Source organism: Nocardia amamiensis NBRC 102102, assembly GCF_001612745.1.
Taxonomy (GTDB): domain Bacteria; phylum Actinomycetota; class Actinomycetes; order Mycobacteriales; family Mycobacteriaceae; genus Nocardia; species Nocardia amamiensis.
The window spans coordinates 23,572-41,614 of record NZ_BDBA01000115.1 but is presented as its reverse complement, the minus strand read 5'-3'; the positions used below and the strand labels follow the sequence as shown (position 1 = coordinate 41,614).

Below are 18,043 nucleotides of genomic sequence, written 5' to 3'. Positions count from 1 at the left end.
CTTAGTTAGGTGCGCCCTCGGTTTCGACGATGCACTGTCCGGCTCGTTGCTGTTCTTGTCGGCAATTCGCCCAATCATCTGCTTGCACTATAGAAGCTCGATCTGACCGGGCTCGGGCAGTGCGTGTGGGCGTTCGTCCGTATACCAGGCGTACTCGATTCCACTGAGCCAACCGTTCTCGACCCATAAAATGACCTCGCCGATCGGCGCTCCGTTGCGGTCGGTGACCGCTCCGCTGGCGAAGATACCGTCCGGCGAACCGGATGCTTGCACCGCACCGGGCCGCACCGCCAGATCGACACTAGGTGAACCGACACCCCACGTTGCGACGACCTGCGAATAGGGCACCTGCGCCAGATACTCTGAGGCGCCGGGGGCGTTCGACGACAGCAGCTTGGTGACGACGCCGGTTTCGAGGTCGGTCAACGCTCGCGGCGGAATCGGTGTACTACTCATCAATCTCCTTCGGTTCTCGCGCTACATCATGGAATGTATGCGGTGCCGATTTTGAAGACACCGTCGATCATTGCGCCGCGAATATGGACGGTTTGGCCATTGATTGTGCGCACCAAAGGATTCGAGCCATTGTACACGCCGTCCGGAACGCCTTGAACGCTCTCGATGATCTTCGTCATCGTCGCTTCTTCGCCACCCAGTGACTTCACCAGTCCATCCAGTTTGTGCTTCGGCACGAAGACATGCTCCATTGCCTCTTTGTCGAGCGCGTAATCCAGCGAGCTCTTCAGCTTGTCGCGCGCGATCCTGGCGATATCGGCGGTGCGCTGTGCGAGGAGGTCTGCGATGCGCTGGAGCTCCGCGCGCCTGGCTGCGAGGTCGTCGCCGGTTTCGGTGACTTTGTCGACGAAGTTGGCCGCGCGTTTGGCGGCCAGCACGCGGTCGACATACTTCTTCATCTTCACCGCGAGCTTGCCCGCTTTGGCCGCGGCGATTGCGGCCGCGCCGAATCCCGCCGTCAACGCGCCGGCGATCACACCGAGGACAACGGTCTCGGCGACCTCCTGAGCGAGGTCCTTGGCGAGATCGACCAGCAGCTGACCCAGTTGCGTCCGGAACTCCAGGATCGCGGAGCGGTGGGTGCGACAGGATTGCGCGAGGTCTTTGTAGAGGGTGAGCACACCCTCGGCGGACTTCTTCAGCTCCCGGATGTCTTCATCGACATACGCGGCGTCGGGGGCGGTCTCGTTCTCGAATGTCTTCGCCAGCTGGTCCAGCAGCATCGGCAGGTTGCCCACACCCGATTCGGAGGCGAGCTTGTCCCATATGTCAGCGGCAGTCTGCAGGTCGTGCGGTTCCCCGTCGGGCATCGAAACGCCGAAATCCTCGAGCGCCGACACCGCGAAACCGACATCGTCGAACAGGCCACTACCCGGCCCGCCCGCCGACGGCGGCGGCCTGAGACAGACTGACCAGGCCGGTGACAGTTGTGCTGGTTTTCCCGGTTCCGGTCGGCCGGTGCCGGCAACGTAATCCGCGAGCGCGTGGTTGTAGCCGAGCTGGTTCAGGATTCCGGCGTAGTTGCCCATGGCGGTGACCAGCAGCTCGGTCATACTCATCGCCGTGGTGACGGTCGAATCGTAGGACGTGGCCCAAGCCTTGGATTCGCCCACATTCCCGCCCATATTGGCGGTCTCGCTCAGCGCGGCGATCTGCGCGGAGAAGACCCGGTGGAACGCGGTTGCGTACGAATACAGTGACGCGCCTGCCGAGGAATACACCGCGGGATCGACTACCAAGGTCGTCATCCGGTGTTACGACCTGCCCAGCATCGAAAGATTCGTGGAGATCGCCGCCGTGTATCGATCGTGGGCGTCCCGGACGGCCCGGCGCATGGTGTCGATGCCTTCGGCGACATCGGTTGCCCCGGTGTGCCATTCCCGGAAGGCGTCGGCCTGGGCGTCTGCGGCGGCACCGTTCCAGTTCTGCTGGACGGTAGAGATGCGTTGCTGCAGTCCGTCGAGGCTGTCGTTGAGGAATCCGATGAAACCCGAGACCCGGGCGACTATCTGTTCGAGCTCGTCGAGGTCGACGCGAAAGGGCTGAGCGTTGTCTACCATCACAACTCCGGAAGGTCCAGCGACCCGGTGAGCGTAACGGTGGTGTCTGCCCGCGCTCGGTCCTGATCGTCCAGGGTTCTGCTCGTGACACCGAGCAGTTCGGCCATGTCGGCCAAGGCGTCGAGAATGGTATCCGCGCCTTGCTTGGTTTCGGTCCAGCCCGCGCTGAACGAGTCGGCGGAGGTGCCTCGCCAATTGGAGAGCAGCGCTGCGATGTCCGTGTCGAGCGAAGTCAGGCCGTTGATGAGGGACTCGGCGACCTGCTGAACGTACCGACCGGCATCCGCGACTTCATCGGGCACCAGTGCGAAGTCGTTGGTGGTCGAGTCGGATTGGCCAGTCATGCAGCATTCCTTGAACGTCGGTGCGGATAATGAGGTTGGCGCGGGTGGGTTCTGTTTGGTTCCTCGGTGAGATGGTGCCGTCAGTCACAGTCTGGGGGCGGACGGGGATGGGTTCGGTCAACGGTGTTCGCGATGCGCTCATTCCGCCCTGTCTCGTCGGATAGGTGCTGGCGTCGGGTCACGGCCTGCGTTGTGCCCTCGAGGGGAGAGTTCGGCGATGTGCGAAGTAGCGAACTCTATTCCAGCGTAGAGGGTTTCATCCCGCAGGCGCGGTACGAGCAACTGCTGATCGGTTCGGGCTCGGTCGTAGTGCCGCCATCCGGAGCGCTGGAGGCGACCGGTCTACTTGGCGAATGAACCGATGCCATACCAGCACTCGATCAGCCCTTCTCAGCGGAGAACACTCAGCGCTTGACGCGCGGTCGGCAGACTCACCCGGAATGGGGTGTCGTATTAGCTTGAGTTTCAACGTTTTGGGTCATAGCTGGGTTTGTCGACCCGCCTCCGGTTGATCATGGGCACCGAGACCCGCGGTGGCATTCGCCGGATTCTCGGCAACACCAGCCCATGCCCCCTCGCCGAGCGCCGCGTCGGCGCGACAGACCGACCCGATCGTCGGCTCGGACCACCTTCGATGCTGGGGGTGGTTATCGATACCGCACTTGTTCGAGCCGTCGAACACGGCAATCAGGGCACCTACGCCAGCGTCAGTACCTGTCGTCGACGAAGCATGTGTGCGTAGTGGTCGACTCCCCCTCCGGACACCAGTGCTAACCCCACAGGGGGTGGCACCAACGATTGCGAGCTGTTGTTAGTGCTGGTAGCGCACTTCGAAGGCCATGGTTTGGTACAGCTGAGCCTTCTCGGCCGGATCTCCCGCCGCGAGGACCGCGCGGATGTCGCCGAGTGAGTCGATCAACTTTCGGATCTTTGTCTCGGTGAGCCGGTTGATCTTGGGCAAGCTCTTCAACTCGGCTTGAGCTGTCGCTTTGTCCGCCTGTGCGGCGTTCATGGCCGTGACGAGGGCTTGTGGATCGATTCCTGCCTCGATGGCGGCAAGGTGACGTGCGAGTCTGGCGTCGGCGTCGGTGACGCGTTGCCGCAGCATTCGCCGCTGGGTTTCGGTGTCGTCGGTGTCTTGGGCCGCCACGAGAGTCGCGATGGTGTTCTCGCGGTGTTGATGGTCGAACAGGCTGGCCAGCCAGCCGTCGATCGGCCCGGAAACCCGCCAGCGCGGCAGCTACCGGCTGCTGCGCTCGGCAGAGCCCCGCCATGGTGCGCCAGGAGATCTGGGGGCTTCTGACCACCCACTACGCCATCCGCGAACTCATGTATCACGCGGCCGACCTCGGCGGAAACGATCCGTTACGGCTGTCGTTCATCCGCTCTCTGCGCGTTGTCCGGCGACACGTCACCGGGCAAGCGGGTTTTTCCCCCTGACCGGCTCGCCACCGGCCTCACCGCCGCCGTCACCGAGATCCTCGAACGCCCCAACCCGCCACGGCGCCAGCGCAGCTATCCCCGGGTCCTCAAACGCGCCGGGCGCCACAAGTTCAAACGAAAAACACTGGCGCACAAGAACCTCGACCACAGCCAGCCGCCGGAGATCCGGCTACACCAGCGCGTAAGTTAGTGGCATTGGTCCCGAACCCGTGATTCCTCTGTATTTGTCAAGCCGGTTCGGGGTGATCGGGGGATGGGGTTGATGCTATGCGTCTTTCGTCTCGGATCATTGTTCGCCAGCACAGGTCGGCCAGGCGTCGTTTGAGGCAGCGTTTCGCTTCCTTCGGGGTCTTTTCTCGGCGATCTTCTTGTCGTAGTAGGCCCGTCCGGTGCTGCTGCGCATGCGGATCTGGATCACCGCGATCGTGTGGAGGGCGGAGTTGAGTTCCCGGTCACCGTAGCGAGACAGCCGATGCCGTGTGGTGTCGGCGCTGGCGATCTCGACCGGCGAGACACCGGTGTAGTTTGCGTAGGCGGCTGCGGTGGCGAATCGGCTCGCGGGTCCGGTCCGGCCGATGAGGCGGGCGGCCATCACCGGGCCGATCCCGGGGATTTCCCGCAACGTCGTGCCGTGCAGATCGAGCAGTTCGTCCATTGCGGCGGCGTTCTCGGTGAGTTGGGTGTCGTAGCGCTTGATGTCGCCGACCAGTCCTTGGCCACGGATTTGCGTACCTGGTCGGTGGTAGTGACCGGGCGCAGTCCGCGCAGGACCGCTGCCGCTCTCGCTGCGGTCAGATCGGGCGGCGCGCCGCCGGGCAGCAACTCACGCAGTAGTGCGTGCAGTTGGTTGATCGATCGAGTTCTATTGCTGGACAGATTTTTTCGTCGTTCATCCAGCAAGGCGAGGGAATCGACGTGCGTTTCTGGATGCACCGGGCGAGCATCGCCGTGCAACGCCGCGACGCTCGCCGCGGCAGCGGCGTCGATGCGGTCGTTCTTGCGTCGCCCGCCCCGAGACAGCTGACGAACCCGAGCCGTCGCCGCCGGCGCTACATCCACCACGATCTCGCCCATCGCGACCAGCCACAGCGCCAAGTGATGACCGAGGCCCTCCGCGTTCTCCACCGCCCAGCTGCGTTCGGTCCACTGCCGAGCCCATGTCAGTAGCTTCCGATAACCGGCGTAACTCGCCTCGATACGGACCGACCCGTTATCGGAATTGGTGGCCGGATCGACGGCTGTCGCGGTGTGGGTGGACTTGTGCGGATCGACGCCGATCAGCATCATCAGGTCTCGGTTCCTCGCCTCATGCCGGATGGGGAATCCACGGCCGACATGTCGACTTCAAGAACCTCTCCCAGCACCTTGACGTCACACCTCTGTCGAGTCAAACCGTGAACGGAGACCGGACGAGCAGACACATCACGGGCAAGTCAACCGCGAGGGCGACAGACGGTTCACGAGTCAACCCGCCCGGTCTCCTGCGGGACGCTACGGGGCAGCTGACCCCGACCACGAACCGCTACAACCAGATAAGTCGACGGTTCATCGAGCCCTTTTCGCGGCGCGTGAATACCACTCGTAGGAACTGTCGGCCAGTTCGAGGGCGTACCGGAGATGGCCCCTCGTATGGCTCGCGCTGATGTCATCGCCCAGTTCGTCGAAGATGGCGAGCGCGTGCTCGTAGTGCGCAGATCGCGAAGGAGTTCGGCGGCGCGGCCGATGACGGTACTGCCGGGGTACTCGGCGTACAAGGCATACCTCGCGAGCCGTCAACGGCCCCCTTGAACTCGTCGGGGGCGGGCCTACGAGGTCCTCCAGAGCTGCGGCCGGAAACCGTTGCCCCCACCCTGGCGTGGTTCGGTCGCGAAACATCGGAAAATGCCGAGTCGTCAACCGAAAGCGGCTGTGCTGCAAGATAACGGGATGCGTCCGGAGATTTCGAGACACGCGCCGAAACGGCTGTTCCGTAGGTGCAGAGTATCACGGCGGTTTCCCGGGTGACAATGTCCGCCGACGAATATTGCGCGAAACGCATAGGCCGGGCCGGTGATTGGCCGTGGTTCACGTTCAGGTTGGATTCGGACCAGCGATCGCGTGGGCGACTTGTCGATGACTCTGCTTAATGTTGCTTAAACGAATCACCACCTTTTACCGTCGTTGCTGAGCAAGACCTTCGGCCGAAAGGACCTGAGATGGTGAGTCGGCAGAGACGCGGAGCGAAAATCGGCAATCAGCGGCCACGCCGCGTTTCGGCCGCCGACGTCGCCGGGGCCGCCGGAGTGTCGTGCGCGGCGGTTTCCTACGTGATGAACGGCAAGCCGGGCGTTTCGGAAGCCACCCGCAAGCGGGTGCTGGAGCTAGCCGACGAACTCGGATTCAAGCCGAATACCCTTGCCGCCAGCCTCCGCCGCGGGCATAGCAATGTCATCGGGTTGGTACTCGCAGACATCGCCAACCCCTTCTACCCCGAGCTCGCCGCCGGCGTCACCGACGCTGCTCATGCTTCTGGATACGAGGTCTTGCTCGGGCACACCAAAGACGATCCGGACACATTGCGGCGGTTGGTCGGCGTGATGATCGAGCGTCAGGTAGATGGTGTTGTCCTCACCGCATTGCGCCGTGACGATGCGGAGGCCATTCGGGAGCTGCGCCGCGCCCACATCCCTTACGTCCAGCTGTCTCGCCGAATTCCGCAAGTAGCCGGTGACTATGTGGGGATCGACGATGCTGCGGCCGCTCGCGAACTGATGAATCACGTGGTAGGACACGGGTATCCGACTATCGCCGTCGTCGTCGGGCCGCGGGCATCCAGCGCGTCCGCCGCCCGCGAGAAGGTCTTCGCAGAGGTTGCCCGCGAGCACGGCATGCATCTGCCCGCAGCCTGGCGGATCAGCACACAGCTCAGCGAGGCAGGCGGACGCGCCGCGGCCCAGCACCTGTTCGGGTTGCCCGAGCAGCCCGCCGCGGTGGTATGCGGTAGCGACGCCATCGCGCTCGGCGTGATGTCGGCCGCGCTCGGATCGGGCCTCCGTATCCCCGACGACCTCGCGGTAACCGGCTTCGACGGGCTTCCGCTCGCGACGTCTCCGCTGGTCGACCTCACCACGGTGACCCAGCCCCGGCAGCAGATGGCGCGCGACTCGGTGACGCTGCTACTTCGCCGCGTCGAGGCCGCGCCGCGAAAATACACCGCCACTATCTGCCGTCATCAGCTCCGGATCGGCCGGACCTGCGGCTGCGTACGAAAGGAGCCCTAGATGGCTGACACACCTGGCCACCGGATCGCGCTGGTCACCGGCGCGGGACGCGGTATCGGGCAGGCGATCTGCGCCGCGCTCGCGGAGCGCGGCGACACCGTTGTGGCTGCTGACATCGATGGTGACCTGGCGGCCGAGACGGCACGCGAGGCAGGCAACGGCAGCATCGGGATCGAACTCGATGTCGGCGACCGCGTCGCGGTCGACGACGTCGTCAAACATACAGAGGATTGTGTCGGTCCGATCGCCGTCCTGGTCAACAACGCTGGCATCAACCGAGACGCGATGCTGCACAAGATGACCGACGACCAGTGGCATGCCGTGCTGGCGGTCGATCTGTCCGCCGTGTTCTACACGGTTCGCGCAGTCGGCCGCCACATGCGCCGGCACGGATATGGCCGCATCGTGAACATCTCGTCTGCCTCATGGATGGGCAATATCGGCCAGACCAACTACGCCGCCGCCAAGGCGGGTGTCGTCGGCCTGACTCGCTCCGTTGCCAAGGAACTGGCTCGGTTTCACATCACCGCGAACGCGGTGTGCCCCGGCTTCATCGACACGGACATGACTCGTGGTCTTCCCGCTGAGATCTATCGGGCCCAGCTGGCCAGGATCCCACTCGGGCGCGCCGGTGTTCCCCAAGACGTCGCCGAGGTCGTGGCCTTCTTGTCCAGCGACTCCGCCGAGTACGTCACCGGCGAGGTCATCGCGGTGGGCGGCGGCTACACGCTATGAGCCCACGAGTCGTCACCGCCGAGCAAGCCGTGGATCTCATCCCTGACGGCTCCACTGTTGCCGTCGACGGATTCACCATGATGGGTGTCGCCGAGGAGGTGTACGCGGCAATCGAGCGTTCGTTCCTCGAGTCCGGCCACCCGCACGGGCTGATCCTGGTGCACGCATCGGGGCAGGCCAATCGGGCTGCCGGGCTCGATCATTTCGCACACCGCGGTCTTGTCGCGCGCGTCGTCGGATCCCACTGGGGTCTTGCGCCACGGATGAGCGCCTTGCTCGGCGGGGACGCAGTACCAGGCGTCTGCCTTCCTCAGGGGCAGTTGTCGACGCTGTACCGCGCCATAGCCGCCCGGCGGCCCGGCAATCTGAGCACCGTCGGCATCGCGACCTTTGTGGACCCACGTGTCGACGGTGGTCGGATCAACCATTCCGCTCGCGGCGTGATCGCGTCGAATACGTACGTGGATGTCGTCACCTTGGATGGCCGGGACTACCTGCACTACAAGTCGTTCCCGATCGATGTCGGGATCCTCCGGGCCTCGGCGGTCGACGAGGCAGGCAATGTCAGCCAGTCCGAGGAGGCTTCGGGCCTGGACGCCCTTTCCCTTGCGCAGGCGGTGCGTAACAGCGGAGGGTTCGTGATCTGCCAGGCCAAACAGGTCGTGCCGAGGGGCGCGATCGCCGCACGTGAGGTCACCGTGCCCGGGACGCTGATCGACTACATAGTCCCGGTGAACGACGTCGATACCGGTCATCGCCAGACGGATTCCGCGATGCTGGACCGCGCGCTGGTCTCTGGGTTCGCCACCGTCGATGAGCTAGCGGCGGCGCTGTCGTCCACGCCGGTGACCCGCGAGCGGGCGCGGGTCGGCGAACGGGGTGCGCGACTCGTCGAACCCGGCGATGTGATCAACGTCGGGACGGGAATCCCCGGCGACACCATCGGTGGCGCGCTTGCCAGGGCCGGCCTGCTCGATCAGGTCACGATGACCATCGAGTCGGGTGTTTACGACGGACTACCACTCGGCGGTACGGATTTCGGCGCCGCCAGGAACCCGAGTGCCATCATCGGGCACGCGGCGCAGTTCGACTTCTACAACGGCGGTGGCGCTGATATCGCCTTTATGGGTGCGGGACAGGTCAGCGGCACCGGCGATGTCAACGTCTCCGTGCTCGGTGGCCGAGTGATCGGATGCGGCGGGTTCATCGACATCCTGGACGGCGCCCGCCGCATCTGTTTCCTGCTCTCCACGGGCGGCCGCAACCGGAAGTTCGTCGATCACGTCGATCACACGACCTTCAGCGGGCAGGCGGCGCTGGCCAAGGACCAGCAGGTGTATCTCGCCACCGAGGACGTCACGTTGCGGCTGACCGCGGCCGGGTGGCTTGTGCACGATCTGGATCCGTCCGTCGGAAGAGGCGATGTCCTGCGCAACATTCCGATCCTCACCTCGCTCGAGCGTTCGTCCGGATCCAAGGAGTAATGATGTTCACCCCGACTGTCGTGGTTGCCGGTGCCCGAACTCCGGTGGGTAGCTACAGCGGCGTGCTGGCCGACGTGCCGGCACACCAACTCGGCGCGACCGCGGTCCGCGGCGCGACCGACCGTGCCGGCATCCAAGTGGATGAGGTCGACGAGTTCGTCCTCGGCTGTGTCGGGCAGGTCGGACCGGATGCCTTCAACGCCCGGCGGGTCGCCCTCGCCGCCGGGGCGCGTGCCGGTTCGACCGCGATGAACGTCAACCGGCTGTGTGGATCGGGGCTGCAGTCCATCATTTCCGCGGCGCTGGAGTTGCAGGGCGGCGATGCCGCGATCGTGGTGGCTGGAGGGAACGAGAACATGTCTCGCCAACCATTTCTGGATTTTCAAGCGAGGGACGGTTACCGCCTCGCCGACCACCTGCTCGTAGACGGCACCCGGTCACTGGTCACCGATCCATGGGGTCAGTATCCGATGGGCGTGACTGCGGAACGAGTCGCCGACCGTTTCGGTGTAAACCGAAGGGAGCAGGACGAATTCGCCGCCGAAAGCCAGCGCCGGGCCGGTGCCGCACTGGAAGCCGGACTGGTTGACGGCGAGATCGTTCCGGTCACCGTGGCCGGGCGGAAGAGCGCACGGGTCGTCGCCGACGACGAACACCCGCGGCCGGGCACCACGGTGGAGAAACTGGCGAATCTGCGGGCTGCGTTCGTCAACGACGGCACGGTGACCGCAGGCAATTCTTCGGGAATCAACGACGGCGCTGCGGCGGTCGTCATGACAACGACCCCCGTCGCGCGGGACCGAGGGCTGCCGGTTCTCGGCGAGCTGGTTGCCTTCTCGAAAGTCGGAGTGGAGCCCGAGATCATGGGCTACGCGCCGACCACAGCAATCGGCCGCGTGCTCCAAAAGTCCGGGCTGACTCTCTCCGACATCGGCTGGATCGAGCTCAACGAGGCATTCGCCGCACAGGCTGTGGCCGTCATCCGCGACGCCGAACTCGATCCCGCACTTGTCAATCCGCTGGGCGGAGCTATCGCCTGGGGGCATCCGATCGGTGCCACGGGTGCAATCCTCACCATCCGGCTCCTGCAAAACCTGCGGCGTACCGGAAAAGAGCACGGTCTCGTGACCATGTGCATCGGCGGCGGGCAAGCCCTCGCCGCCATTTTTCGCGTCGGCTGACCGCCGATTTCTCTTTTCCACATCACTGATCTCGAGAGGGGATGGCAAGGATGCCAGTCCCGACACCAGAAAATCACTTCGTCTCCATCATCGACAAACACCCGATAACCCTGCGGCAGAAGAAGATCGTCGCGGCAGCCGTGCTGGCCGACATGTACCCCCATGCGCTCACCGTGAGCTGGCTGACCAACCTCACCATCACCACTGCGGCCTACGGCGTATTGTTCTGGGGCCCTTCGCTGTTGGTGCTCACTCTCGGTATTGCCCCGGCCCGCGCCGCCTTTCTCTTCATCTTCATGAGCGTGGCAAGTCTGGCGGGCCGAGCCTTGTTCGCTTACCTCTCCGAGCGCATCGGCCGCCGGATGTCCGGGGTCTTGCTGGGCACGGCGTCGACACCGTTCTTCATCGCCGCCGCGTTCGGCTCGACCGAGCCGACCCCCTGGGGTATCTCCCTGTTCTACCTCATGATGCTGGGCGCCTTCTTCTTCGCCGACGGTGGATTCGCCATCGTCGGCCCGTATGCCGCGGAGGTCTGGCCGACGCGGCTGCGCGCGACGGGGATGGGGTCGGCGCTCGGTGTGGGCAGCCTCGGCCGCATCGGCGGTCCGATGCTGCTGGCGTTGATCGCGGGCTCCGGCAACCTGGTGACCCCCAAGGCCACAACGGACGCCATCACGCCGGCCTTCCTGTTGTTCGCGGCCTGTACAGCCGGTGCGGCCGTGGTGTTCGCCGTCTTCGGAATCGAGACGAAGGGCCGCACCATCGATGAAATCGACGCGGGTCTGCGCCGAGGGCCACGCAGGCCCGCCACGGCCGCGCCGATCGGATCGGAGTCGGTCGAATGACCGCCACGGTTGCGGTTGTCACCGGTGCCGGGCGTGGCCTCGGCAGGGAGATGGCGCTCCGGCTCGCACGCTCGCACACCGTCGTACTCGCCGGGCGCGACCTGGATGCTCTGCGCGAGTCGCGTCGGCTGATCGAAAGGCACGGTGGCCGCGCGTTCGAAACGCGCGCCGATGTCCGGCTGGCGAGTGATGTCGATGCCCTCCGCGACGAGGTCGAGGAACGAGTCGGACCGGCAACCGTCCTGGTCAACAACAGCGGTGTCGGAGGACCGGTAGGCGACCTATGGACCATCGCTCCCGAGGCGTGGGAGGAGACGTTCGCGGTAAACGTGCTCGGCACATTCTTGTGCTGCCGAGCGTTCCTGCCGGGCATGATCGCGCAGCACCGCGGGTCGATCATCAACATCGGTTCCATCACCGGAAAGCATCCGCTGCTCGGCCGCACGGCCTACGCGGCGAGCAAGACAGCGCTGATCGGCCTCACCCGAACCTTGGCCGCGGAGACCGGTCCGCACGGCATCAGGGTGAATCTCGTATCGCCCGGCTACGTGGCAGGTGCGCGGCTGGACTGGGTGTTCGAAAACCGTTCCGCCGTCGAGGCGCGGCCGGAACAGGAAGTACGTGACGAAGTAGTCGGCACCATCCCGCTACGCAGGCTGGTGTCCGCGGCCGAGGTTGCCGCCGTGGTCTCGTTCCTGGCGTCGGCCGATTCGGCAGCGATCACCGGACAAGACATCAACGTCGCCGCCGGCTTTGTCATGCATTGAGTGACCCGCACCAACGAAAGGACATCACGATGATGAACCCGAGACTGGACATCCTGCTGCCGGGCTTTCCGATCGGAACGGATCAAGGTCATCCCGCATTCTGCGGCGTCTTCCTCATCGAAGGGCAGGACACCGAAGGGGCGACCGAGCGAATCCTGGTCGATGCCGCGCACGTCGGCCGCAGGCCGATCCTGAATAACGCCCTGGCCGAGCGAGGCTTGACGCCCGGTGATATCGACAAGGTCGTGTTGACGCACTCCCACTGGGACCACGTCCAGAACATCGACATGTTCCCTGACGCAACGGTGTTGATACACCGCGATGAGCGCAGATACGCCCACATGCCACATGCGAACGACTGGGCGACGCCGTCGTGGACGGGGCTCGTGCTCGAGCAGCTCGCGATCGAGGAAGTCGCCGACGGCTACGAGATCATTCCCGGTGTCCGGGTCGTCGACATGTGCGGTCACTCGATCGGCAGCATCGGCGTGCTGATCGAGACCGAGCACGGTCGGGCCGCGATCACCGGCGACGCACTGCACTTCGCATATGTCGCACAGACCAAGCGCAACCCCCTGGTCTTCTGGGACGAGGACAAAGCCAACCAGAGCATCGAGCGAATACTCGATCTCGCGGACGTGATCTACCCCGGCCACGACCGGCCGTTCCGACTCACCTCGGCGAACGAGATCGAATACACGCGAGAACACCGGCTCACCGTGACCGGAATGAACCCCGACATGTCGTCGCTCGCTTTCGACCGAGACCCGGAATGGCCCGTCTGGGTGATGCCGGGTGTCGACGTGCAGCCCGAGAGATTCCAACGGGCCCAGGATCGGATCGATCAGCGAATCCAGAACGTCCCGCGGGTCGCCGGCGGTGTCTCCGCGATCGAACTCGACTGACCGCGTGGGTCACTCGGCGGCAGCGAGGGCTGCCATCGTGGCGTTGGTGAGGCGCGCGACGTAACCATTATCCACCGATCCTCGGGTGATCAGGAGCCGGAAGAACAGTGGCGCGCCCAGCAGGTCCATGCCTAGCTCGTAGTCGAGGCGCGCGGGTAGTTCGCCGCGGTCGATGGCCCGCTGCAGCAGTTGAGCGGCCGCCGCACGACGGGGCGTGGCCACCGCCTCCCGTAACGCATCGGCCAGATCGCGGTTGCGCGCCGCTTCGCCGAACAGGTCCGGAACGATCCGGCTCACCAGCTCATGGGTCAACACTTCCACGACATCGCGGATGAACGCCTCGACATCGCCACGAAGTGAACCGGTGTCGATATCCGCGGGGCTGTGCTCGCGCACTGTGGTGGACACCAGATCGATCAGCATGGCGTCCTTCGACGGCCAGCGCCGGTACAGCGCCGCCTTGCCGACGCCGGCTCGCCGGCTCACGGCCTCCATCGACAGCCGGGCGTACCCGGTCTCGGCGAGTTCGTCGAAGGCGGCGCGCGCGATCGTCTCGGTCACGCGCTTGCGGAGCACTGCTGCCCCGGCGACCCGGTGACTACTCATGCGGCTACCTCTCTAGAACGGAACGGTTGCGTTCCAATGCTACCAAGGCTAAATTTGTGTTCCACAACACAACGGAACGGTTCCGTTCCGGCGATGGAGGAACGATGAAGTTTCTATTCGACGACGAGTCATTCTCGTTCGAGGCACTGCGAACGGCGGGGCACGGCTGTTACGGCGGTGCTGAGCTCGGCGAAGTGCTGGTCACCTGCCGGAATATCCCCGAAGGTGACGAAGCGGCATGGTGTCGTGAGTGGTCAGCCACCGCCGAGCGCGTGCATCGGATCGGCTCGGAAGCTCGCGCCGCCGGCCATCTGGTCAGCGCCCGGGAGGCCCTGCTTCGCGCCTCCAACTACTACCGGAACGCGGACTTCTATCGCCGCGAGGATCCGGACAACGACACGGTGTCGGCCCGCCTTGCGACGCTGTCGCGGCAGACCTTTGCCGCCGCGGTCGAGCTGTTCGACCACCCGCCGCTGCGCCAGGCGATCCCGTACGAGGGCGGTGCGCTGCCCGGATTCCTTTTCCGCGTGGACGATTCGAGTGAGCCGCGGCCCACCGTCATCCTGCACGGCGGATTCGACTCGACACTGGAGGAACTCTACTTTTTCGCGGCCGAGGGGGCCTTGCGGCGCGGTTACCACGTGCTGGCCTTCGAAGGGCCCGGTCAGGCCTCGGCGCGGCGGGAGTCCGGCTTGGTGTTCCGGCCCGATTGGGAGCGGGTTGTCACGCCGGTGGTCGACCACGCGATCGCGTTGCCCGGTGTCGATCCGGCACGTCTGGTCCTGTTCGGCACCAGCCTCGGCGGCTATCTCGCCGCCCGCGCGGCCGCCTTCGAGCACCGCTTCGCAGCTTGTGTCCTGCACGATGGGGTGTACAGCTTCCACGAGGCGTACCGCGATGCGATGCCGCCGTTTCTCCATGACTGGATCATCGACAAGCGCGACGACCTCGCGAATCCCGTTCTGCAGTTGATGATGGCGCTGTCGACCCAGAGCCGCTGGGCGGTGCGTAACGGCATGTGGACCTTCGGCGCGGCATCGCCGGCCGAATACATCCGGATGACCCAGCCCTACACCCTGGACGGACTCGCGGACAAGATCACCTGCCCGACCCTCGTTCTGGAGGCGGAGAACGACCAGTTCTTCCGCGGCCAGCCCGTCAAGGTCCATGACGCATTGCGGTGCGAGAAGGAACTGATGGTCTTCGCAGCAGCCGACGGCGGCGGCGAGCACTGCCACGAGGGGGCGACGCAGCTGTTCAACCAGCAGACTTTCGATTGGCTCGACACCCGCCTCGGCCGGTGACCGCTCGCCGCAGCGCGGGCGGTGTGCTCGCCCTGCTGATGCTGTTCATGATGCTCAACTTCGCCGACAAGGCGGTAGTAGGCCTGACCGCCGAACCGATCATGGACGAACTCGGGCTCAGCGCTACCGCCTTCGGAACGGTTGCAGGCGGGTTCTACCTGCTGTTCAGCGCGTCCGCGGTGCTGGTCGGCTTCCTCGGCAACCGAGTTCCGATACGCCCCCTGCTCGTCGTGCTCATCCTGATCTGGTCCGTCGCCCAGCTCCCGATCGTGATCCCCGGCACCGGATTCGCGGTTCTGCTCGGCACCCGAGTCCTGCTCGGCGCGGGCGAAGGTCCCGGATTTCCGCTGGCCAACCACACCGCTTTCACTTGGTTCCCGGAACACAGGCGCGCTCTTCCCTCGGCCGCCGTCACTGTCGGGGGCGCGCTCGGCGCGGTGCTCGGCGGGCCGCTGATCATCCTGACCATGGGTCTGCTGGGTTGGCGTGCCGCATTCGGTCTACTCGGCGTGCTCGGTTTGCTGTGGTTGCTGGCGTGGCTGCGTTACGGTGGAAGCGGTCCGTATCACGTGCGGGCAGAATCAGGATCCGCCGCCGATCCGGGTGTCCCCTACCGGCGCATCATCACCACCGGAACGTGGCTCGGCGGCACGTTCTCGACCTTCACCGTGATGTGGGCCCTTGCCGTCGGCCTCGCTTGGCTACCGCTGTATCTGGAAGACGAGGCCGGATTCGGCAAAGCCGCGGTGGGCGGATTGATCGGCCTGCCGAGCGTGGCCGCCATCCTTCTGGTACTCACTACCGGCACCCTCGCGCAACGCGCGGTCCGGCGCGGTGTTTCCCGCAGAATCGCCTACGGTGTGCTCGGTGGCACGGTCACCGTGCTGGCCGGGGTATGCATGCTGACCCTGACCAGGGCCGACGCGGCACCGCTCGCCCTGCTCCTCGTCGTCGTCGCTTTCTCGGCGGGCACCGCGCAGACACCTCTGGTCAACGCCGCGATCGCCGACACCTGCCCAGCCGGAAAACGCAGCGCCGCGCTCGGAATCTCGTACGCGGTCGCCGCCGTCGCCAGCCTGCTCGCACCGTACGTCACCGGTCGGCTCATCGACGCCGCGCCGACCCAGTCGACCGGGTTCACGCACGCCTTCGATATCGCCGGGTGGCTTCTCGTGGCGGGCGGGGTGATGTCGATGCTGGTGGTCAGGCCGGACCGAGACGCTGCCCGGCGTGCCGCAGCTCCCCGGCATCCTGCGTCTCCCGCTGAAATCTCGATCCCGGCGAGTACCAGTCCATTTCACGCCACCCGCACGCGCGGGCGCGGTGGTTCGGCAATCCCGCCGCCGGACCATCCATCCCCGGCGCCCATCGCAGCGCCGGACAGCACACGAATGAGGAAACCATGAAAATCATCCGCGGCACGGTCATCACCGCACTACTCACCACCGCGACCGTCTGCGCAGCCGCCGTACCCGCAGGCGCGGCGCCCGAGACGCCACCGCCGGTGACGTATCACGCGGCATTGGCCGACACATCCGTGGTCACCACCCTGGACCACGGCACTTTCGCCGTCACCGACGACCAGCGGTCCGTGACCATCCGCGACACCGCCGGACAGCTCCTCACCGCGCTGCCGCTGATCTTCACGATCGACGGCCGACCACACCCCGTGCGGCAACGGATCTCCGCCGACGGCCACACCCTCACCCTCACCCCCGACACCAACGGCATCCACCGCGAGGCACTGCAACCGGTCGCCTCGCCCCTCGAAAACCAGCTCGCCATGAACGATCTCATCAACGCGGCCAGCATCGGTATGTCGGTGGGCACCCTGATCGGCACCGCAATAGGCGCTGTCGTCGGCATCGGCATCGGGTTCGCCCTGGCCGGTGCCTCCTGTGTGATTCTCAGCCTCGGCTGTGTCGTGGCGGTGCTCCCCATCGTCAGCCTGGTCGGCGCGGTCGGCGGCTTGACCGGCCTGATCCTCGCCGGTGGCCCCACCACCGCCTATGCGCTCTACGAATACGTCACGACCCTCAATACTCCACCCGGCCATAGCAAATACGCCGAATACCTCCAGGGCAAGCCCGGTGTCCCGCCCGCCGACGGCCCGCGTTGACAGTGAAGACGGAGATATCACCGAAATGAACTATCGCACAACCACCCTTGCTGGCATCGCGATGGCCGGCACCCTCGCGATCGCTGCCGCGCCGGCTCAGGCCGAGCCAGCGGCACCGACCGGATACCGCGCCACAGTAGTGGGCAACTCTGTAGTCGCCATACTCGATGGCGGCACCTTTGCCGTGTCAGCCGACCGAAACTCGATCACGATCCATGACACCGCCGGACAACCGGTCACGACCATGCCGCTCGCCTTCCTGTTCGACGGCCGACGCGGACCGATCCACGAGCAGATCTCCAGGGACGGGCGCACCCTCACGCTCACCCCTGACCGCACCGGGATCGCACTGGACCCGCCGCGTCCGGTTGCGTCCCCGATGGAGAATCAACTGGCCTTCAACGATTTCGCCGACAATATGGCGAGGGGCCCCGTCATCGGCACGATCATCGGCACCGTACTCGGCGCGCTGGTCGGTGCCGCCATCGGCCTCGGCTCCTGCCTCGTCGTGGGGCCGGGCTGCCTCGCCACCACCCCCGCCGCCATCCTCGCGTTCGCCGGCGCCGGTGGCGTCGTCGGCACTCTCGTCCTCGGCGGCGCAGCCATGGCCGACGGTCTCTGGAAGTACGTCACCACCCTGCAAGCGCCGCCCGGCCAGAGCCCGTACGCACACCAAGACGGCATGCTCGATCCGAACGGCACCGGGGTTCCCGATGCCCACCTGCGGCTACCGAGCGGATCAGCGGGCGCGCTCAAGAGCGGCTCATCAAGCTGACCCTGGCAGCGCTGTCCAGCCCGGCCCAGCCCAGCAGTTGCTCGCCGCAACGAATCGCAGTGAGAACAGGCACATACGTAGGTAGGCTGACGGACCCGCACCGTGAACGGCTGTCGCCTGCGCGCACCTGCGGGCACCTCAGCGGTGAACAGAGCGGCGTGGTCGCCGCGCAGACTGGGCGGGATCGGAAGGTCAGCGTG

Annotated in this window: 18 protein-coding genes and 2 pseudogenes; 13 read left to right on the top strand and 7 right to left on the bottom strand. The window is 65.5% G+C overall.

Going from position 1 to position 18,043, the window contains the following annotated elements; translation table 11 throughout:
• Positions 1 to 87: 87 nt before the first annotated feature.
• From NA4_RS21505 to NA4_RS21485, 5 genes are all read right to left on the bottom strand, one after another.
• Entirely contained in the window at positions 88 to 456 is a 369-nt protein-coding gene (locus NA4_RS21505) for a hypothetical protein (protein ID WP_067472805.1), read from the bottom strand.
• Positions 457 to 482: 26 nt separating this feature from the next.
• A complete protein-coding gene (locus tag NA4_RS21500; protein WP_067472802.1) occupies positions 483 to 1,763 on the bottom strand; it encodes a hypothetical protein in 1,281 nt (426 codons plus the stop codon).
• A 6-nt stretch (positions 1,764 to 1,769) separates the two neighbouring features.
• On the bottom strand, positions 1,770 to 2,075 hold the full coding sequence (locus tag NA4_RS21495; protein ID WP_067472799.1) for a WXG100 family type VII secretion target: 306 nt from the start codon (positions 2,073 to 2,075) through the stop codon (positions 1,770 to 1,772).
• On the bottom strand, positions 2,075 to 2,419 hold the full coding sequence (locus tag NA4_RS21490) for a WXG100 family type VII secretion target (RefSeq protein WP_067472796.1): 345 nt from the start codon (positions 2,417 to 2,419) through the stop codon (positions 2,075 to 2,077). The genes NA4_RS21495 and NA4_RS21490 overlap by 1 nt, the downstream gene beginning before the upstream one ends.
• Before the next feature lie 811 nt (positions 2,420 to 3,230).
• Positions 3,231 to 3,569: a hypothetical protein gene (locus NA4_RS21485; RefSeq protein WP_067472793.1), complete on the bottom strand. Its 339-nt coding sequence runs from the start codon at positions 3,567 to 3,569 to the stop codon at positions 3,231 to 3,233.
• Between the two features lie 70 nt (positions 3,570 to 3,639).
• Here NA4_RS21485 and NA4_RS42715 point away from each other — a divergent pair.
• Both NA4_RS42715 and NA4_RS40580 read left to right on the top strand, forming a co-directional pair.
• Positions 3,640 to 3,859, top strand: a pseudogene (locus NA4_RS42715) (IS4 family transposase); the annotation flags it as partial.
• Positions 3,816 to 4,052 (top strand): hypothetical protein, encoded by a 237-nt coding sequence (locus NA4_RS40580; protein WP_157129197.1) that lies wholly within the window; start codon positions 3,816 to 3,818, stop codon positions 4,050 to 4,052. The pseudogene NA4_RS42715 and the gene NA4_RS40580, both read left to right, overlap by 44 nt.
• Positions 4,053 to 4,089: 37 nt before the next feature.
• Here NA4_RS40580 and NA4_RS21480 read toward each other — a convergent pair.
• A pseudogene (locus NA4_RS21480) lies at positions 4,090 to 5,149 on the bottom strand (IS110 family RNA-guided transposase).
• 908 nt (positions 5,150 to 6,057) lie between these two features.
• Here NA4_RS21480 and NA4_RS21475 point away from each other — a divergent pair.
• From NA4_RS21475 to NA4_RS21445, 7 genes are read left to right on the top strand one after another with little or no spacing between them, the layout of a single operon-like run.
• On the top strand, positions 6,058 to 7,122 hold the full coding sequence (locus NA4_RS21475) for a LacI family DNA-binding transcriptional regulator (protein ID WP_067472789.1): 1,065 nt from the start codon (positions 6,058 to 6,060) through the stop codon (positions 7,120 to 7,122).
• Positions 7,123 to 7,857: a 3-oxoacyl-ACP reductase FabG gene (gene fabG, locus NA4_RS21470; protein ID WP_067472786.1), complete on the top strand. Its 735-nt coding sequence runs from the start codon at positions 7,123 to 7,125 to the stop codon at positions 7,855 to 7,857.
• On the top strand, positions 7,854 to 9,341 hold the full coding sequence (locus NA4_RS21465; protein ID WP_067472783.1) for a CoA-transferase: 1,488 nt from the start codon (positions 7,854 to 7,856) through the stop codon (positions 9,339 to 9,341). Before fabG ends, NA4_RS21465 begins: the two co-directional genes overlap by 4 nt.
• Entirely contained in the window at positions 9,341 to 10,522 is a 1,182-nt protein-coding gene (locus NA4_RS21460) for a thiolase family protein (protein WP_157129196.1), read from the top strand. Before NA4_RS21465 ends, NA4_RS21460 begins: the two co-directional genes overlap by 1 nt.
• Before the next feature lie 50 nt (positions 10,523 to 10,572).
• Positions 10,573 to 11,367 carry an MFS transporter gene (locus NA4_RS21455; protein WP_067472780.1) on the top strand — a complete coding sequence of 265 codons (795 nt, stop codon included), beginning with the start codon at positions 10,573 to 10,575 and terminating at the stop codon, positions 11,365 to 11,367.
• Positions 11,364 to 12,134 carry an SDR family NAD(P)-dependent oxidoreductase gene (locus NA4_RS21450; RefSeq protein WP_067472777.1) on the top strand — a complete coding sequence of 257 codons (771 nt, stop codon included), beginning with the start codon at positions 11,364 to 11,366 and terminating at the stop codon, positions 12,132 to 12,134. The genes NA4_RS21455 and NA4_RS21450 overlap by 4 nt, the downstream gene beginning before the upstream one ends.
• A 29-nt stretch (positions 12,135 to 12,163) precedes the next feature.
• Entirely contained in the window at positions 12,164 to 13,039 is an 876-nt protein-coding gene (locus NA4_RS21445) for an MBL fold metallo-hydrolase (protein ID WP_067472774.1), read from the top strand.
• A 9-nt stretch (positions 13,040 to 13,048) separates the two neighbouring features.
• Here NA4_RS21445 and NA4_RS21440 read toward each other — a convergent pair whose 3' ends face one another.
• Positions 13,049 to 13,645 (bottom strand): TetR/AcrR family transcriptional regulator, encoded by a 597-nt coding sequence (locus NA4_RS21440; RefSeq protein ID WP_067472771.1) that lies wholly within the window; start codon positions 13,643 to 13,645, stop codon positions 13,049 to 13,051.
• Positions 13,646 to 13,749: 104 nt separating this feature from the next.
• On the opposite strand from NA4_RS21440, the gene NA4_RS21435 reads away from it, so the two are divergent.
• Genes NA4_RS21435 through NA4_RS21420 form a run of 4 tightly spaced genes read left to right on the top strand, consistent with a single transcriptional unit; the run spans position 13,750 to position 17,843 of the window.
• Positions 13,750 to 14,949 (top strand): alpha/beta hydrolase family protein, encoded by a 1,200-nt coding sequence (locus NA4_RS21435; RefSeq protein WP_067472766.1) that lies wholly within the window; start codon positions 13,750 to 13,752, stop codon positions 14,947 to 14,949.
• Complete coding sequence (locus NA4_RS21430; RefSeq protein ID WP_067472763.1) at positions 14,946 to 16,355, top strand: MFS transporter; 1,410 nt, start codon at positions 14,946 to 14,948, stop codon at positions 16,353 to 16,355. Before NA4_RS21435 ends, NA4_RS21430 begins: the two co-directional genes overlap by 4 nt.
• Positions 16,352 to 17,068 carry a DUF8020 domain-containing protein gene (locus NA4_RS21425; protein ID WP_067472760.1) on the top strand — a complete coding sequence of 239 codons (717 nt, stop codon included), beginning with the start codon at positions 16,352 to 16,354 and terminating at the stop codon, positions 17,066 to 17,068. Before NA4_RS21430 ends, NA4_RS21425 begins: the two co-directional genes overlap by 4 nt.
• A gap of 25 nt (positions 17,069 to 17,093) precedes the next feature.
• Positions 17,094 to 17,843, top strand: coding sequence for a DUF8020 domain-containing protein (locus NA4_RS21420; RefSeq protein ID WP_157129195.1), 750 nt, complete (start codon positions 17,094 to 17,096; stop codon positions 17,841 to 17,843).
• Positions 17,844 to 18,043: the final 200 nt, after the last annotated feature.

What these genes read in the sequence shown, in the direction of transcription:
- NA4_RS21505 (WP_067472805.1), bottom strand. Translation starts at nt 456, where the DNA reads ATGAGTAGTACACCGATTCCGCCGCGAGCGTTGACCGACCTCGAAACC.
- NA4_RS21500 (WP_067472802.1), bottom strand. Translation starts at nt 1,763, where the DNA reads ATGACGACCTTGGTAGTCGATCCCGCGGTGTATTCCTCGGCAGGCGCG.
- NA4_RS21495 (WP_067472799.1), bottom strand. Translation starts at nt 2,075, where the DNA reads ATGGTAGACAACGCTCAGCCCTTTCGCGTCGACCTCGACGAGCTCGAA.
- NA4_RS21490 (WP_067472796.1), bottom strand. Translation starts at nt 2,419, where the DNA reads ATGACTGGCCAATCCGACTCGACCACCAACGACTTCGCACTGGTGCCC.
- NA4_RS21475 (WP_067472789.1), top strand. Translation starts at nt 6,058, where the DNA reads ATGGTGAGTCGGCAGAGACGCGGAGCGAAAATCGGCAATCAGCGGCCA.
- fabG (WP_067472786.1), top strand. Translation starts at nt 7,123, where the DNA reads ATGGCTGACACACCTGGCCACCGGATCGCGCTGGTCACCGGCGCGGGA.
- NA4_RS21465 (WP_067472783.1), top strand. Translation starts at nt 7,854, where the DNA reads ATGAGCCCACGAGTCGTCACCGCCGAGCAAGCCGTGGATCTCATCCCT.
- NA4_RS21460 (WP_157129196.1), top strand. Translation starts at nt 9,341, where the DNA reads ATGATGTTCACCCCGACTGTCGTGGTTGCCGGTGCCCGAACTCCGGTG.
- NA4_RS21455 (WP_067472780.1), top strand. Translation starts at nt 10,573, where the DNA reads ATGCCAGTCCCGACACCAGAAAATCACTTCGTCTCCATCATCGACAAA.
- NA4_RS21450 (WP_067472777.1), top strand. Translation starts at nt 11,364, where the DNA reads ATGACCGCCACGGTTGCGGTTGTCACCGGTGCCGGGCGTGGCCTCGGC.
- NA4_RS21445 (WP_067472774.1), top strand. Translation starts at nt 12,164, where the DNA reads ATGATGAACCCGAGACTGGACATCCTGCTGCCGGGCTTTCCGATCGGA.
- NA4_RS21440 (WP_067472771.1), bottom strand. Translation starts at nt 13,645, where the DNA reads ATGAGTAGTCACCGGGTCGCCGGGGCAGCAGTGCTCCGCAAGCGCGTG.
- NA4_RS21435 (WP_067472766.1), top strand. Translation starts at nt 13,750, where the DNA reads ATGAAGTTTCTATTCGACGACGAGTCATTCTCGTTCGAGGCACTGCGA.
- NA4_RS21425 (WP_067472760.1), top strand. Translation starts at nt 16,352, where the DNA reads ATGAAAATCATCCGCGGCACGGTCATCACCGCACTACTCACCACCGCG.
- NA4_RS21420 (WP_157129195.1), top strand. Translation starts at nt 17,094, where the DNA reads ATGAACTATCGCACAACCACCCTTGCTGGCATCGCGATGGCCGGCACC.